The organism is Acidimicrobiia bacterium (genome assembly GCA_016650365.1).
Classification (GTDB): Bacteria; Actinomycetota; Acidimicrobiia; order Spongiisociales; family JAENVV01; genus JAENVV01.
The window spans coordinates 1-14,493 of the sequence record JAENVV010000235.1 but is presented as its reverse complement, the minus strand read 5'-3'; the positions used below and the strand labels follow the sequence as shown (position 1 = coordinate 14,493).

Below are 14,493 nucleotides of genomic sequence, written 5' to 3'. Positions count from 1 at the left end.
GTACAGGCCGCCGACGTGGCGACCACTAAAGAGAGAAGCAGATACCGCATGGTCAAAGCAAAAGAGGGGGTGGGATGCCATATCGGCACCCCACCCCTGGTTTATTGCTTTACCGCTCGACCGCAGTGCGACGACGGAGGGCGAAGCCGGCGACGGCGGCCAGGAGGACACCACCCGCAGCGGCCCATGGGGTTGCCGACTCAACCGGGCTGTTGCCCGTGTTGACGGCAGCCGGAGCCGTGCCAAGTCCGCTAATCGACTCGGTAAGGACCGTGAGCGATGCAGCGTCAAGGGAGCCGACCGCATACACGATCAACGACGTGCCGTCAGCGATTGGCAGATCGGCCGGGCCGATGACAACCGGCTCGGTGGTACCGGTCGGAACCACCGTGGCGGAAATCGTACCGACAGCCAGGTCGGCAGAAACGCCATCCGGGTTGGCCAGATTTGAGAAGGCTACCGCGCCATTGGCCAGCACGTCGACAGCAGGGGCAGCGGCGGTGTGACGGACCGTGAGACGACCTTCACCGGCCGCGATGGCCGAGGTATCGTTTGCAAACACAGACAGGGTCGGGGCGCCATCAGCGGTCAGGTGGGCAATAATCGTATAGTTGCCAGAAGCGGGCAGTGCGACATCGCCGGCATCGATCGCCACGGTGTCGGTCCCTGCGAGCTTCACTTTCAGACCCTCAAGCGTTGCGCCGGCCAGTGCCGACAAATCCTGAGTTTCGCCGAACTGGAAGTTCTCGAATACGTTGGCTCCACCGGCTTCAACGTCGACCGCGGTATCGGGAATACCATGGATAAGGTGAATTCGGGGTGTCTCCTGGGCCATCGCCGGTATGGAAACCGCCATGACGGACAGTGCCATCAACAACAGAAATAGTTTCTTCACAATTCGTCTCCTTGAGAGTGTTTAGCACTAATACGTAGGCCTCAGGAAAACGGATGAGATCTCACCCGACTAGTCTGGAATTGACACTGGTGACCGGTTGGCATCGGATGTCGGGCTTTCACGACAGCTAACAACGCGACATCCCTCAACCTTGCAAGGTGGGGAGACAGGAGCACACTCATGGGTGACACACCCAAGAAGGTCACGGCCCCGGCCATCGCAGCCCGCAAGGGCGGCGAGCGGATCGCCATGGTGACCGCCTACGACGCCCCCTCGGCCTCGATCGCCTCGGCAGCCGGTATCGACATCATCCTGGTTGGTGACTCGGTTGCCAACGCCATGCTCGGCCACGACCACACCCTGGCCGTCGACGTCGACGTCATGATCCACCACACCGCGGCGGTCGCTCGCGCCAAGCCACATTGCTTGGTGGTAGGTGACCTCCCCTGGATGAGCTATCACATTTCGGTATCCGAGGCGGTGCGCAACGCCTCCCGACTCATCCGGGAGGGTGGTGCCGAAGCAGTCAAGCTCGAAGGCGGCGCCAACCGGCTACCCGTGGTCGAGGCGATCATCAATGCCGAGATTCCAGTGATGGCCCACATCGGGCTCACCCCGCAATCGGTTCACGCCATGGGCGGGTACAAAGTTCAAGGCCGAGCGGTGGTCGACGCAAAAGAACTCATTTCCGACGCAAAAGCCCTGACCGACGCGGGTGTATTCAGCATCGTGCTGGAAGGCGTGCCAGACACAGTCGCTCAGATCATTACCAAAGAAGTCGGCATTCCAACGATCGGGATCGGGGCAGGCGTCCACTGCGATGGACAGGTTCTCGTTTGGCACGATGTGTTGGGCCTGCACGACGGTCACTATGCGAAGTTTGTTCGCAAATACGCCGACTTGCGCCAGCAGGCGGTTGATGCGTTATCCCAGTACGCTGCGGACGTGCGCAACGAAACGTTCCCTGGCGAAGACGAGACCTATCACATGACGGACGAAGCCGCCGCCGCGCTATTCGAGGAGGAGCCACGCGACCTCTCCTGGCCGCTTTCCTGGTAGCCGTTCTTGCCAGTTGCTCATCGGGCTCCCAGAGGGAGCCCGATGTTGTTGGCAGCTCCTCAACCACAACCGTCACCACCAGACAGTCGACAACGACGACTACGACGGAACCCGCGGTCGTTCCCGAGACGACAATTCCGGAGGCCGTGAATACCGGCGACATCCAGGGCTTTGAGCTAACCACCATCCGACTCAACGGCGAAGATCTACTCGTCGCCGTGGCCGACACCGGCCAACTACGGGCACAGGGCCTCATGGGCGTCACCTCACTCGGCGATGTCGACGGCATGATTTTCGCCTGGCAGGAGCCGACCACAGGCTCGTTCTGGATGTGGACCGTGCCTATTTCGCTCGACGTAGCCTTCTTCGACGGCGCCGGACAGTTGGTTGACGTCTTCACGATGGCGCCATGTGTGGATGGCGAATCGTCGGATTGCCCGCGCTACACCCCGAGAAGTAGCTACATGTTTGCTCTCGAACGCCAAGGCGGCGAGCTTATCGCCCTACCTGCCGATTCGATCCTGGACGTCGATCTAGCGGCCTTCTTCCAGCCGTAGCTCCAGTGCGGCCATCCGCTCGTTGAGCCGAGCCACCTCGGCCTCCAACAATTCGAGCCGGGACGGAACCGGCTCGATCACCGTGTCGCGACTTCCGGGCGCGGCAACTTCATAATCCGATGCACTGCCGCCCAGCAGATGCATCCACCGGGGTTCTTTCTGACCGGGGACTCGTTCGAGGAGCACGGCAACCGGAATATCTGCACCAGCCATCGATTCCAACACACGATCGGCCTGTTCCAACGAGTCGAGCTGGACGTACCGTTCGGTCCGGAGCCGCAACTCACCGGAGGTCTGGGGGCCGCGTAACAACAGAACGGCGAGGAGTGCTTTCTGCTCGCGGGTCAGATCGAGACCCTCGTCGGCGATCTCGAGATGTTTGAGCGCCCGCTCCCCGGTCCGCTTGACCGTCCGAGCCAGTCCTTGTGCTCGCAGCGAGTCCATCGCCTCGATGGCTTCCGCCTCGTCGAGGCGCATAATCGGATTCCGGTTCGACGTCTGATTGCAGGCCGCCAGGAGCAACGCAGTTGTCAACGGATAGTGATCCGGGGTTGTCATGTGTTTTTCGATGAGCGCCGCGAGCACCCTTGCTTCGGCTGGTGTCAATTCCACAATCGGCAACCTACCAGTACCCTTGAATCATGCGAAAAGTGCTCTTGATTTTGGCGGCGATAACGCTGACTTCGTGTGCATCCAGCCAGCACGGTCCTTGGGTCGACGCCGCCGACCGCATCGCCAATGGTGTCAACGAATACCCCAGCGAGTTCGTCTGCGACGAAAAGGGCGTGACCTTCCTGGATTTTGCCGGGCACCGATACGCGGCTGACCCATTGGGACTGCTCGGACCCTTACAAAACGACCGCGGAGAAGCGTTGGTGTACGGACCGTCCGATCGTCCCGTTGAGAGCCTCTACGCCTCGGGTCTTAGCCACACATTTGGCCTTCCCGGGGAGGATCCGACGGTGCGCGAACTGTATGTCGACCTCGACGGCAACCAGGACTATGTCTACATTTCCGTCGACGGCCGCCGCGTCGAGCAATGGCCCCACGCCGATCAGGGTTGCCCGACCAATCCCGATCTAGCCAAGTAACGGCTGGCCGGCAATCACGTTTTCGAGCATGCCTGACACCATGTTCATCATCGAAAAAAGCCGGTCATCTTGTTCCTGGTCCGGGGCCAACTTCGAGACAAGCTCCAAACCAAGAAACAGTGAGGATATAGCGTAGGCCATGTCACCGAACGGTAGAAAGGCCTCGATCGGTGAGCCGGCAAAGACCTGGCGCAGGGCTGTTTCGACCAGGTCAATCCATGGTTGGAAGGCTTGCACAACGGCTTGTCCCATCTCCGGATCCGACGCCGCCCCGGCCATGAGTTGAGCGACCATGGTGATCGAGCCCCGCTCCATGTCCTCGGCGTGCAGAGTCGCCGCGACAGACACGAGATCGCTTAGGTCGGTAATCCCTTCGATCCGCCGGCGGTACCGCTCGACCTGGATCTGTGACGATCTTTCGATTGTGGCGATGAGAAGATCGCGCACGCTCCCGAAGTGGTAGAAGATAAGGGCCTGATTGAATTCTCCGTGGGCAGCTATCGCCCTGGCGCTGGCCCCGGTAATGCCTTCGTCGACAAGGGTGTCAAAGGCGGCATCAAGGATGCGTTCTTTGGTTATGTCGCCGATCGTCCTGCTTGGCACCGGCAGCTCCGTCACGTTCGGGACGGTCATTCTTGCCAGCCCAAAACACAGACCACCATCAGCAAGTCCATCAGATTCTCCTCTTTGAGCAATCGCTTAGATCGTTCGCTCAAAGGATATCCGACGATTGGCCGATGTCAAGCGATCGCTCAAAATGATGGGCTAGAGGCTCCGGATCCAGGAGATATCGGCAATGTGGTCGGCGGCAGTGCCGGGCGTTTCCACCACGATCGGGGCGGCCACCGCCCGCAGTACATCGGCGAGTTCGTCAGGGGGAATCCGACCACTGGTGAGGTTCTGGTGCCGGTCGCGCCGAGAATCGAATTCGTCCTTCGAGTCGTTGCAATGAACCAGATCAATCCGTCCGGTTGCATTCATAACCCGCTCGATGAGACCTTCAAAGGCCTCTCCCCCTGCCCAGGCGTGACACGTGTCGAGACAGAATCCCGGGTTGAGGTCGGCGATCTCTTCCCATAATCGACCAATCACCTCGATCTGTCTGGCCATGGCTACCTCCCCGCCGGCCGTATTCTCAATAAGGATCGGAACGTCGGTCTCGATCGCCTCCAGGGCCTTGCGCCACCGAATGAACCCCTCGCTCTCGTCTGCATCCTCGCCGGTCATATGACCACCATGAACGATGAGCCCCAATGCACCAACTGCGGCCGCCGCGTCGGCCGATTCCTGCAGGATCTTTCGCGAGGGAATACGGACACGGTTGTTGCCCGATACGACGTTGACGAGGTACGGAGCATGAACATAGATGCCGACCTCGGAGGCGCTCAAGGCGGCCGCGTCGTCGCGGGGCGCCGGCTTCTTCCATGATTGGGGATTCGAAAGAAACACCTGAACGATGTCGGCGCCACGCTCGGCAGCTTCTTCGAGCGGGTTTCCAGATTCGACGTGAGCGCCGACCAACATCACACCACCGCCCTGGAACGAATAGCCATGTCAGTCAAGCCCTCGGCAACGTCCGCCGGAGTTCTCGTCCAGTGGCGGGCCGTAATCGCCAGCGTGTGGTCGTCAATCCATCGGGCGCCCCAGGGGTCCTCCGGAATCGACTCGGACGTTGTGACCGTCACCATGAGCGCTTCCGAGACATGGTCAAGATGCGTGAGTCGGCCTCCCCGAACGTCATCGATCGCGGACCACGGGATCTTGGTGGGCCGGCCAAACCAGCCGCTGAGGTGAACGGTCATCCCGCCCTCATCTGCGACGAGCACCTTGCGAGGAATCAGAAGATCCCGAAGGCCGTGCACGATCAACCCGAAACCAAACGTTCCGTATGCAGCCGCCCACAGATAGTCGCGGGCTTCGAAGGGATCGATCTCACCAAGAGTGAATGGCACTCCGAACCGTTCGGTCAACCAGGCCACAAAGGCGGTGCCCTCCAACCAGGCCGCCGTACCCGACAGAAGGCCACCAACAAGAAAGTCGGCGAGGATTGTGGCCCCAAGCAGACCGAGCATGGCCCAACCAAACGTCCGATGTGGCTTGACCCGAACAACGATCATACGAAGCCCAGGGTCTCTGGCGTCAGCAAGGCTACGTACGGTATACCTCTCACAGCCATCTTTTCCGTCGCGAGGCCGTCAGACCGATCTACCAGGCATATGGCCTGGACCACGATCAGCCCGCCGGCCTCGGCCGCGTCAATGGCTTCCATAAAGGCCCCCGTGGTCGTGGTCGTATCTTCAAGAATCGCCACCCGTTCACCAGCAACCACCGGCCCGACCAGGCGACCGCCCGTGCCGTGGTCCTTGGCTGCCTTCCGAATCGAAAATGCATTCAACGGGCGGCCCCGGTCGCTGGCAACCATGGCTGTCGCGATGGCGATTGGGTCGGCGCCCATCGTCATTCCACCGACTGCCACCAGATCGTCAGCCAGCCGTGACAATACGGCACTGGCCACCAATCGGGCCCCCCGGCCGTCAAACGTGGTCTGACGGCCGTCGAGGTACCACGACGAGGTCGCCCCTGATCGGAGTGTGAACGGACCATCCGTCCGGATGGCGTGATTCATCAGGTGATTTTTCAATTCGGAAACTTCTTCCGATAAACCGTTCAAGTTCGACCCCTCAAATGTCGATATTCATGGCATAACACGTTCAGCCTCCTGTGTTATCCCGACCATGGCGACCACCCTCTGGGGTGGTCGCTTACGTTAACCGGTCGGACGAAGCCGGGTGAACGCCCTCGGCGATTCTATTCGTGCACCACACCCAACCGAACCGGTGGCGCACCATGACACGGAGCCGATCACATGCTGAATCAAGGAAACCCGATATCCTGTCGCCAACATGAAGGCCCCTGACGCTCAAACGATCCGCCACACACTCTATGTGGCCGTAGCGGTATCGTTTTCTACTCTGGTCTTCTTCGAGTTCGGCAAAGACCTCGGCGACGCGGCTGCACTCGTGTCCGTGGTACCCGTCGCTTTGGTGGCGGCTTTCTTCGGAGTCCGCGCCGGCCTGGTAGCGACCGCGTTGGCGTTCCCTTTTAACACGTTCCTACTGGACTACCTTTCTGGCGTCCGAAACGACAACGGCGCCGTCACACAAACACGCGCCCTGATAACGCTGTCTCTGGTGATCGTCAGCCTCGCCTCCGGGCGCTACCACGTCCTGGCGAAGAGAGTCCAACAATTAGAAGACGCCGATCGGGCTTCAGAGGACTCGGCCATCCGATCAGAGGAACGGTTGCGCACCCTCCTATCGGCGGTACCGGACGCTATCGCCAGAATAGGTCGGACTGGAAGGGTGCTGGAGATTCACGGCGAGACCGGGCTACTCGACCGAAGCGACTATCTGTACCGCAATCTGGGCGATTTTCTGCCCGCCGAATTCGCCACGGCGCTGGTCGATGGCATACAGCGCGCCCTAGAGAGTGGCAAGGTGCGGGTGGTATCGGGCAACGCCGACCTGGGTGGAACCGAACGATCTTATGAGGTCAGGATCTCACCGGACGGGTCGGAAGCCGTTGCCACAGCCAGGGACATCACAGCCCAGCGACGGGCCGACCAGCGCGAAAAACACGGCAACGCCGTCGGTACCCATGACAGCTTCGTGGCGGCCATCGCCCACGAACTGCGCACCCCCCTGTCGGCGGTGATCGGCTTCTCCCAGGAGTTACGCGACCATGAGGGAACCTTCTCCGACGCCGAGCAAGCTGAACTTATCGACATAATCGCCTGCCAGGCCCGGATTCTGCGGTACCGCATCGAGGACCTGATCGCGGCCGCGCGCGCCGACGTTGGTCTCATCGAGGTGGCCAAGGGTCGGTTCGACCTCAACCACCTGACCAGAGAAGTTGTTGCCTCATTACCCGATAACCAGGTCCGGGTCATCGGCGAAACGACCATCGCCGAGGCAGATCGATTCCGCACCGTGCAGGTGATCCGAAACCTCGTCGACAACGCCGTGACCCATGGGGGTTGCGAGGTATTCGTCACGGTCGAGTCAACCACCAGCGGTGTCCAGGTCGGGGTCCATGACGACGGCCTCGGGGTGGGTCTTGAGAATCCCGCTGAGGTGTTTGAGCCCTATCGGACCGACGCCGAAGCCGAGACCCAACCCGATCGCCTCGGGTTGGGTCTGGTCGTTGCCCGTCAACTCGCCCGTCTCATGGATGGCGATGTCATATACGAACGCCGGAACGGTCTCAGCTCGTTCGTCTTCTCGCTACCGAAAGCAACCTAGTGCCGCAGTTTGAGTGCAACGTGTGTAGAAAGTCATTCGCAGTCCGCCAAGACATCATTGACCGATACGACAATTGGGTTCCCTCTCAATGCCTCGATTGCCGCAACCTGAAGACCAGGTCCTCGTCGAGGTCGGCGAAAGCCGTCACCGGCGAATCCAAATCGGCGGCCCGCCGATCCAGGTCACGAACCTCACGCGAATCACTCTCGCTGGCGCAAGTGCTCGAAGAGTTCACCGACGGCCCGGACACGGGCGTCTTCACCGATGGGTCATCAATACCCAACCCTGGCCCGGGTGGCTGGGGTGCGGTATACGTCGTCGGCGGCGAGATCGTCGCGTCGGCCCATGGAAACGAGCCCGACACAACCAACAACCGAATGGAGTTGACCGCCCTCATCAAAGGCGTCGATCTCGTTCCCCAAGGAACTCCCACCACGCTGTTCTCGGATTCGAACCTCTGCATACAAACCATCAACGAGTGGGCTGCCGGGTGGGAACGTAATGGGTGGAAACGCAAGAGCGGACCCATCAAAAACCTCGATCTCGTCCAAGAGTTATACGCCCTCGCCCGGACTCGCCGCGAACTCACGTTCAAGTGGATCAAGGCGCATGATGGATCCCGATGGAACGAATACGCCGACGCCTTGTCGACCGCCTGGAACCGCCCAAACTTATAGCGACACACGGCGGCCAGGTCGGTACGATAAGAGGGTGACACAATCGGTTCTTTCGCGACCTCTGTATCGCCTGTACGAGCGCCAACTTGAACGCGGGCTGGACTCGACACGCCTCCCACGGCACATCGGGGTGATCCTTGATGGCCACCGACGTTACGCCCGAACCCAGCGCCTGCCCGACTACACAGCCAGCTACCGCGAAGGTATGTCGAAATTCGAACAATTCATCGAGTGGTCCCAGAAGATCGGTATCGAAACCATCACGGGGTGGGTGTTGTCGCCTCAGAACATGACCCGACCGGAATCGGAACTCCTCCCCTATTTCGAGGTACTCAAAGACCTATTCTCCCGACTCCCCCGACTGGCGGCTCAATACGACATGTCGCTACGGGTCATTGGCTCACTCGACCTGCTTCCCGACGACCTGGTCCGGGCAGCCAAGGAGATGGAAGTCGCCCGACCGACCGGGACCCGTCAGCTCAATATCGCCATGGGATACGGGGGTCAGCAGGAGATCGTCGACGCCGCCCGCGAGTTGATGGGCGAGCTTCTTCAAGACGGCATCACCCCCGACGAGATCGCCGGGCGGATTACCCGGGACTCGCTGGCGGCCCACATGTACCTATCAGACCTCCCGGACGCCGAGTTGATCATCCGCACGTCAGGCGAATCACGATTGTCCGGGTTCCTCTTATGGCAATCGGCCTATGCCGAATTCTCCTTTGTGGATGTGCATTGGCCAGCCTTTCGAAGAGTGGATTTCCTTCGATCATTGCGTGATTTCGCCCAGCGAGAACGACGTTTTGGGCAGTAGCGAGTGGCAGACGGAGACTCCCCGGATCGGGCTCCGCACGTTTGACGAACGCGACCTCGATCTTTTCCTGGAGTATCGCAACGACCCTGAAATAGCCCGTCTACAGGGTTGGGAATTGCCATACACCGAAGCGGAAGCCCACGAATTCTTCGAGGATCTATCCCAGTTTCCGCCAGGCACTCCCGGCGAATGGCATCAATTCGCCGTCGTCGACAAGACGACGGGAGTCACGGTCGGCGACGTCGGGCTGCACGTGCGGGCGGCTGATCCCTCGACCGCCGACGTCGGCTACACCATCGCTCGCAGCTATCAACGAAGAGGCTACGCAACGGAGGCGGTCGGAGCCGTCATCGAGTTCGCGTTTGATGTGGTGGGCGTCAGAACCGTTTTTGCCAACGCACTCGCCGAAAACGAAGCGTCGCGAGCCGTCGCCGAACGGGTCGGCATGGCCCTTGACAAACAATGGTTGACCAATGATGGCGAAGAGCTGGTCAGGTACTCGATCGTCAACTAGTGATTGTGATCGTCACCAGAACCGTCGCGATCTTCGTGGGTGTGGTCCTCACCGTGGGAATGGCCATCCGAACCGGCGGCCGGGGGACCCACTCAGCAACCAGGCTCGCCATGATTTCCGCAACAGCTCGAACCATTCTTGAGCTTTATCGCGGTGTTTTTGATCGTAAGTCTGAGCCGCTCCGCGCGAGGCAAGTCGGAATTCTTCCAGTTCCCCAACACGTGCGTGAATCCAGGTCGTGACATGTCGAACAGCCTAGGCTCGCCTGTGGGAGAATACGGGCATGCTTGCATTGCTCGCCGACGGCGAGACCATCACGATTCGCCCGATCTCAAAAGCGGACCGCTCCCAACTGGCGACCGGATTGAGCGCGACGAGCGAGCAAAGCAGGTTCCTCCGCTTCATGCGGATGGTAGACCGGCTTACCGAAGCCGAACTCGATTACCTCGTCAACGTGGACGGAGTGGACCACGTCGCCCTCGTCGCCGTGGTTGACGGAGGCCAGGGAATCGGCGTGGCCCGATACATCCGAGACACCGAGGACCCGAGCCTTGCCGAAGCCGCGGTCATGGTCCTGGACGCGCACCACGGTCGAGGCGTCGGAACCGCGCTGGTCAAAGCGCTCGCCGACGCGGCCCTCACCAATGGCGTTAGTCGTTTCACCGCCTATGTCCTACCGGAGAATCGAGCCGCCATCGACGGTCTCACCAGGGCCGGGGCAATCATCGAACAGGAAGATGGTCTCTTGCGAATGACCGTCGACTTGCCGCTCGAAGAAGACCTGTTTTGTCAGAGTGCCTTACGGGTGGCGCTGCGCGAGGCCGCGGCCTGCGACCTGACGTTGGACGATCAGCTCTGACAGAGCGCCTCGACATCGTCCGGGTCGACTGCCAGAGCACCGGTTAGATTGACGGCCCCGGTGGGGGTCATGGCGATGTCATCTTCGATCCGGATCCCGATGCCACGGAACTCCGCCGGGATCTCGTGGGCAATCGACCGGGCGTCCTTGTTCTCCTCGGCCTCCAATTTGAGGGCAGCATCCCGGCCCATTCGGTATCGACGTTCGTAGCGGGCATCAAGGTCATACTCGACGAGAGCGAAATCAACCGTCTCCCGATCAGGGTCGATGTAGATGCCGGGTTCAACGGTGAATGACATGCCGACCTCAAGGACCCGTGAGTCGTCTCCGACCTGAACCGACCCGGCATCGTGCACGTCCATCCCGAGCCAGTGCCCGGTGCCGTGCATGAAGTACTCGCGATAATGATGCATGCTCAACGAATCTTCGATGCCGTTGGGCAACATTCCAAGGTCGATCAATCCTTCGGTAAGGACTCGCTTGGCCGTCTCGTGCAGGTCGCGATGGGTCGTGCCAACCGCAGCCCGGGCGATCGACGCCCGTTGAGCCGCCAGAACCACCTCGTAAACGGCCCGTTGGGCGGCCGTGAAGGTACCGTTGGCCGGGAAGGTACGGGTGATATCCGACGAGAAGTAGCCATACTCGGCTGCGGCGTCGATGAGTACCAGGTCACCGTCTTGGATCTGGCGGCTGTTCTCCGTGTAGTGCAAAATGGTGGCGTTCGGGCCTGACGCGACGATCGACGGGTACCCGTTACGTGGCGAGCCTTCCTGTCTGAAGACGGACTCCATTGCCGACTGGACCTGATATTCGTGCGCGCCTGGTGTGGTGAAGCGCATGGCGGCTTGGTGTCCAAGAACCGAAACGTCGCAAGCCCTCCTGAGATGTTCAAGCTCTGCGTCCGATTTTCTCAATCGGAGCTCGGCCAGGGCCGGCGAAGGATCGACGATCCGGGTGGGAATGGTCTTGCCATACCGTGCGGCAAGCGGTGCCAATTCCTGGATCATGCTCAAAACCGTGGCGTCGAGCGGGCCTCCGATCCGGTAGAAGACCGTCTCGGTTCCGATCAAGTGGTCTTTTAGCCTGTCCGATAGGTCGTTGATCGGGTGGGCCCGGTCGGCCCCAAAGGTACGCACGGCGCCTTCCGTTCCGGCCCGGTATCCGTTCCAGATTTCCATCTCACGATCCCGGGGACGCACAAATAGCGTGTACGGCTCGGTGGGATGGGAAGGATTTAGCACCGCCACGGCATCTGGTTCGGTGAACCCGGTCAGGAAATAGAAGTTCGAGTCCTGCCGAAACTCGTAATGGACGTCATCGTTGCGGGTGGCTTCCCGACCGGCCGGAATGATGGCAACTCCGTCGCCGATTGTCTCGGCTAGCTGTGCTCTCCGGTGCGCAAATTGGTCCATAGGCGCCAGGCTACCGCCTCGATCAATCGCATCAAACCAGACACAGGAATCCAGTTCATCTCAGGAGGAGGCCGGGTTGAGCGCCGCCGTTCGAACTTTTCGGTGCCAGGAGGCGACAGCTCGATCGACACGAGCAATCCTCAGCCTCTACCATCGGCACAACGCAAGGAGACAGAGTTGACACGAGACCAGATCTTGACACGCCTCGGCGAACTCGCCAGCGAAATTGAATCGGCCAGGAACTACCCCGACAAAGTCGCCGCCCTCTCTTCATTAACCGAAGAGCGTGATGGCCTTCGTGACACGTTGAGATCGCACGCGCCCCTGTCGGTTGACGATATGAAGAGAGAACTTGATGGCCTCCGATCACACCTCAGCCGCTTTCCGAGCACAGGCATCGAGATGGCGCTCGGCGAACTCAGCGTGACAGGTACTCGAAACGCCATCGACGCCATCGCCGACGAACAGAGCTCGGCGGACCCGCATAGCGCGGTGGTGTGGATCCGCCAACGCATCGCTTTTCTCGAGGACCAAATCAGTAAGAACTAGGCCGGCTAAGTGCGAGCCCTAGAACAGTACAACCTTCCAGTGCACGACAATCGCGCCCGCCCCTGATACATTCGACCTTATGGAAATCGCCATCAAGCTCTTCCTGTCGGTCCTCGTTGGGGGAATAGTCGGCGCCGAGCGGGAATACCGGGACAAAGCTGCCGGATTTCGGACCATCCTGCTCATCACGCTCGGAGCCACCGTCTTCACCATCATCTCAGAAGATCTGGCCGGATTGAACAATGACCCGGGTCGCGTTGCCGCGGGAATAGTGACCGGAATCGGATTCCTCGGCGGCGGAGTCATTTTCAAACGCAACGGCAGTATCCAGGGTATCACGACCGCAGCCACCATCTGGTTGGCGGCGGCTCTCGGGATGGGCATCGGCGCCGGGGAGTACGCAACCAGTCTGGCCGCGTTCGCCATCATGATGGTGGTGCTGGTGATCCTCCCGAAAGCCGAGGCACTCATTGACGTCCGATCGGAACAGTTGACTTACCGGATCGTCACCGTCGCAGACCAGTCGAAACTCGGGGAACTCCACCAACAGTTCCTCGCCCTCGGCCTGAAGATTCGTTCCTTCAAAGAAGCCAAGGACCACGATCAAATGATCACCTTCTTCAGCGCCGGCGGTCCCCAGGTCGCCCACCGGGCCGTCATGCGGGCGCTGTACGAAGATCCTGAGGTTGTCGAGTTCGAAACCTGACCACTTCGAATACCCAAAACGGTCAGAGCGTGGGGAGCCACCCGGCGATCGCTCGTCCGATCTCGGCTCCTGAGTCTTCCTGAATGAAGTGAATCCCCGGCACAGTCAGTTCACGTTGGTTTGGCCAGGACCGGCAAAACTCGCGCTGGCTGCCAACCAGTATCGAGCCGGGTTCGGCATTGAAGAAGTACTTCGGCACGGCTGATCGAGACAACCAATCCGAATAGTCGGTGACAATATCGTGTACATCGTCCGGATATCCATCGATGGGAATCTGTCGGGGCCAGGAAAGTGTCGGACGTCGGGCTTCGCCCCCGGCCAGATAAGGGCGCCGATACTCGACCATTTCGGCGTCGGTCAGATCCCGGATAACTGAGCCCGGCAGGACCCGCTCGACGAACAAATTTCGGTCAAGGATCATTGATTCGCCGGCCGGTGACCTCATCCCTTGAAAGAACCCCCTGGCGGCCTCAGGCCAGTCCTCCCAGCTGACTGGGCGCACGATGGCCTCCATATACGCAATCGCCTTGATCCGCTCCTGATGGCGAAACGCCCAATCGAATCCGAGCCCAGAACCCCAATCATGAAGCACCACGGTGACGCGGTCTCCCAAATCGAGGCGATCCAACAATTCGTCGAGATAGCGCCGATGTTCGACGAAGGAGTACGACAGTGGTCCCGAGTCCTCAAGCTTGTCGGAATCACCCATTCCGATAAGGTCAGGCGCCACCAGCCGGCCATGGCCCTCGAGTTCCGCCATGACAAATCTCCACAGAAAGGACGAGGTCGGGTTTCCATGGAGGAACACAATCGCCTCGCCTTCACCAACGTCGAGATAAGCCATCTGCCGGTCAAAGACGCTTAGAAACCGTTTTTTGTACATAGGTGTCCTCTGGTCGGGCGCCGACCTAGGTTAAGCGAAGTTCCTTCTCGTAGGGGCTCGGAAACCGAAATCGCAGACCGACCGGCCCTATCCATCCTGACAGGCGATCGGCCTCCCGTTCAAGCGCGGTCGTCGCTTCGATGCCGACGTCTCGTAATAAACCGACGGCAATGGAT

General features: G+C 60.3%; 18 protein-coding genes. 10 read left to right on the top strand and 8 right to left on the bottom strand.

The features are described from left to right. Positions 1 to 109: 109 nt before the first annotated feature. Positions 110 to 895 (bottom strand): DUF4397 domain-containing protein, encoded by a 786-nt coding sequence (locus JJE47_13750; GenBank protein MBK5268488.1) that lies wholly within the window; start codon positions 893 to 895, stop codon positions 110 to 112. A gap of 180 nt (positions 896 to 1,075) precedes the next feature. Between JJE47_13750 and panB the strand changes: the two genes are divergently transcribed. Together panB and JJE47_13740 are read left to right on the top strand one after the other, a co-directional pair. Beyond that, on the top strand, positions 1,076 to 1,954 hold the full coding sequence (gene panB / locus JJE47_13745; GenBank protein MBK5268487.1) for a 3-methyl-2-oxobutanoate hydroxymethyltransferase: 879 nt from the start codon (positions 1,076 to 1,078) through the stop codon (positions 1,952 to 1,954). A 146-nt stretch (positions 1,955 to 2,100) separates the two neighbouring features. After that, positions 2,101 to 2,511 (top strand): DUF192 domain-containing protein, encoded by a 411-nt coding sequence (locus tag JJE47_13740; protein MBK5268486.1) that lies wholly within the window; start codon positions 2,101 to 2,103, stop codon positions 2,509 to 2,511. On the opposite strand, the gene JJE47_13735 is transcribed toward JJE47_13740, so the two are convergent. Beyond that, the gene (locus tag JJE47_13735; GenBank protein ID MBK5268485.1) at positions 2,488 to 3,123 is read right to left on the bottom strand and encodes a DUF480 domain-containing protein; all 636 of its coding nucleotides are present in this window, start codon (positions 3,121 to 3,123) and stop codon (positions 2,488 to 2,490) included. The two genes, JJE47_13740 and JJE47_13735, sit on opposite strands and share 24 nt — an antisense overlap. A 29-nt stretch (positions 3,124 to 3,152) precedes the next feature. Between JJE47_13735 and JJE47_13730 the strand changes: the two genes are divergently transcribed. After that, positions 3,153 to 3,602 (top strand): hypothetical protein, encoded by a 450-nt coding sequence (locus JJE47_13730; protein MBK5268484.1) that lies wholly within the window; start codon positions 3,153 to 3,155, stop codon positions 3,600 to 3,602. Here JJE47_13730 and JJE47_13725 read toward each other — a convergent pair. From JJE47_13725 to pyrE, 4 genes are all read right to left on the bottom strand, one after another. After that, on the bottom strand, positions 3,591 to 4,235 hold the full coding sequence (locus JJE47_13725; protein MBK5268483.1) for a TetR/AcrR family transcriptional regulator: 645 nt from the start codon (positions 4,233 to 4,235) through the stop codon (positions 3,591 to 3,593). The two genes, JJE47_13730 and JJE47_13725, sit on opposite strands and share 12 nt — an antisense overlap. A 132-nt stretch (positions 4,236 to 4,367) precedes the next feature. Then, on the bottom strand, positions 4,368 to 5,126 hold the full coding sequence (locus JJE47_13720) for a deoxyribonuclease IV (protein MBK5268482.1): 759 nt from the start codon (positions 5,124 to 5,126) through the stop codon (positions 4,368 to 4,370). Further along, positions 5,126 to 5,719 carry a hypothetical protein gene (locus JJE47_13715; protein MBK5268481.1) on the bottom strand — a complete coding sequence of 198 codons (594 nt, stop codon included), beginning with the start codon at positions 5,717 to 5,719 and terminating at the stop codon, positions 5,126 to 5,128. The genes JJE47_13720 and JJE47_13715 overlap by 1 nt, the downstream gene beginning before the upstream one ends. After that, entirely contained in the window at positions 5,716 to 6,228 is a 513-nt protein-coding gene (pyrE, locus tag JJE47_13710; GenBank protein ID MBK5268480.1) for an orotate phosphoribosyltransferase, read from the bottom strand. The genes JJE47_13715 and pyrE overlap by 4 nt, the downstream gene beginning before the upstream one ends. Positions 6,229 to 6,505: 277 nt before the next feature. On the opposite strand from pyrE, the gene JJE47_13705 reads away from it, so the two are divergent. The 5 genes from JJE47_13705 to JJE47_13685 all read left to right on the top strand — a co-directional run bounded on the left by JJE47_13705 (position 6,506) and on the right by JJE47_13685 (position 10,767). After that, complete coding sequence (locus JJE47_13705; protein MBK5268479.1) at positions 6,506 to 7,903, top strand: PAS domain-containing protein; 1,398 nt, start codon at positions 6,506 to 6,508, stop codon at positions 7,901 to 7,903. 209 nt (positions 7,904 to 8,112) lie between these two features. Next, positions 8,113 to 8,580: a ribonuclease HI gene (locus JJE47_13700; GenBank protein MBK5268478.1), complete on the top strand. Its 468-nt coding sequence runs from the start codon at positions 8,113 to 8,115 to the stop codon at positions 8,578 to 8,580. A gap of 34 nt (positions 8,581 to 8,614) precedes the next feature. Continuing rightward, positions 8,615 to 9,394, top strand: a complete 780-nt coding sequence (uppS, locus tag JJE47_13695; protein ID MBK5268477.1) for a di-trans,poly-cis-decaprenylcistransferase — start codon at positions 8,615 to 8,617, stop codon at positions 9,392 to 9,394. Next, positions 9,357 to 9,908: a GNAT family N-acetyltransferase gene (locus JJE47_13690; GenBank protein MBK5268476.1), complete on the top strand. Its 552-nt coding sequence runs from the start codon at positions 9,357 to 9,359 to the stop codon at positions 9,906 to 9,908. Before uppS ends, JJE47_13690 begins: the two co-directional genes overlap by 38 nt. A gap of 283 nt (positions 9,909 to 10,191) precedes the next feature. Then, positions 10,192 to 10,767: a GNAT family N-acetyltransferase gene (locus JJE47_13685; protein ID MBK5268475.1), complete on the top strand. Its 576-nt coding sequence runs from the start codon at positions 10,192 to 10,194 to the stop codon at positions 10,765 to 10,767. Here JJE47_13685 and JJE47_13680 read toward each other — a convergent pair. After that, positions 10,758 to 12,179 carry an aminopeptidase P N-terminal domain-containing protein gene (locus tag JJE47_13680; protein ID MBK5268474.1) on the bottom strand — a complete coding sequence of 474 codons (1,422 nt, stop codon included), beginning with the start codon at positions 12,177 to 12,179 and terminating at the stop codon, positions 10,758 to 10,760. The two genes, JJE47_13685 and JJE47_13680, sit on opposite strands and share 10 nt — an antisense overlap. Positions 12,180 to 12,356: 177 nt before the next feature. Between JJE47_13680 and JJE47_13675 the strand changes: the two genes are divergently transcribed. Further along, entirely contained in the window at positions 12,357 to 12,728 is a 372-nt protein-coding gene (locus tag JJE47_13675) for a hypothetical protein (GenBank protein MBK5268473.1), read from the top strand. Between the two features lie 79 nt (positions 12,729 to 12,807). Continuing rightward, complete coding sequence (locus JJE47_13670) at positions 12,808 to 13,434, top strand: MgtC/SapB family protein (GenBank protein MBK5268472.1); 627 nt, start codon at positions 12,808 to 12,810, stop codon at positions 13,432 to 13,434. A gap of 22 nt (positions 13,435 to 13,456) precedes the next feature. Here JJE47_13670 and JJE47_13665 read toward each other — a convergent pair whose 3' ends face one another. Beyond that, a complete protein-coding gene (locus JJE47_13665; protein ID MBK5268471.1) occupies positions 13,457 to 14,317 on the bottom strand; it encodes a haloalkane dehalogenase in 861 nt (286 codons plus the stop codon). Between the last annotated feature and the right edge of the window lie 176 nt (positions 14,318 to 14,493).